Annotated in this window: 1 pseudogene; it reads right to left on the bottom strand. The window is 35.1% G+C overall.

Annotation, left to right across the window (positions count from 1 at the left end):
• Positions 1-878 (bottom strand): annotated as a pseudogene (locus tag ACYU7A_RS03105) (OmpA family protein); the annotation flags it as partial.
• Between the last annotated feature and the right edge of the window lie 90 nt (positions 879-968).

The following is a 968-nucleotide window of genomic DNA, read 5'->3' on the forward strand; positions in this document are numbered from 1 at the left end:
TTCTCATCTGCACTTAATGCCGGATGTGCCACACTATATTCGTTGCTATTGAATGGTAACTCCGTTACATCACTCCATTTATCACCATCTAAGGTTGCTTTGTATAATTTTAATAAAGTCGATTTTCTAGCGTCTTTTCCTTTTTTTCCGTCAAGGAAATTGTTTCTTGTAAAGTAAACTGTTTTTCCGTCTTTAGTAAAAACAGGTGTTGATTCGTGGAACTTTGAATTTAAATTTGCTCCAAATCTTCCTGGTTCAGATAAAGCACCTTGGTCGCCTATATTGGCACTATACAAGTTGGTAAAACTCTCACCTGTCCAAGAGTGTCTCTTGTTAGATAATCCTCCGGTATCTCTTGCTGAGGCAAAAATTACTTTAGTACCTGAAAAAGCACTTCCGTAATCAGAATATTCTGAATTGATTCCAGCATTTTCTAAAGTATAACGTCCTGAGTTTTTCTTGATTTGTGCCAAATAATCTTTCTGGGCTGTAGCTAATTTTGCACGTAAATCATTACCGCTTTTTTGATTAAATTTTACCAACATTTCATCGGCTTTTTTGTAATCTTTTATCGCTTTTAATGATTGTGCATAACGATAGTAATACTCTGGCTCTACATCTTGTGTGAAAGCGAATAACTCGCCATACCATTTTGCAGCATTATCTAAATCGGCTTTAAAATAGTACGAGTCACCAAGCTTTTGTAACATCTCTTGCGATTTGTATCCTTTAGCAAAAATACGCTCGTAGGTTTTTATAGCATCAACATAGGCAAACTTATCGTATTGTTGGTCTGCTTTAGCTTCTTTTAACTTCTGACCTGACATGCTCATTGAAGCGATGCAGGCAACTACTAAATATATAATTCTGTTTTTCATTTCCTTTGTTTTTAGAAGAATCTTGGTGATACTATTCGGTCTTGACGTTTGAATAATTCAAATCGTAAAAATATTTCGTGTGAACCTGAA

This window comes from Flavobacterium koreense (assembly GCF_054776075.1).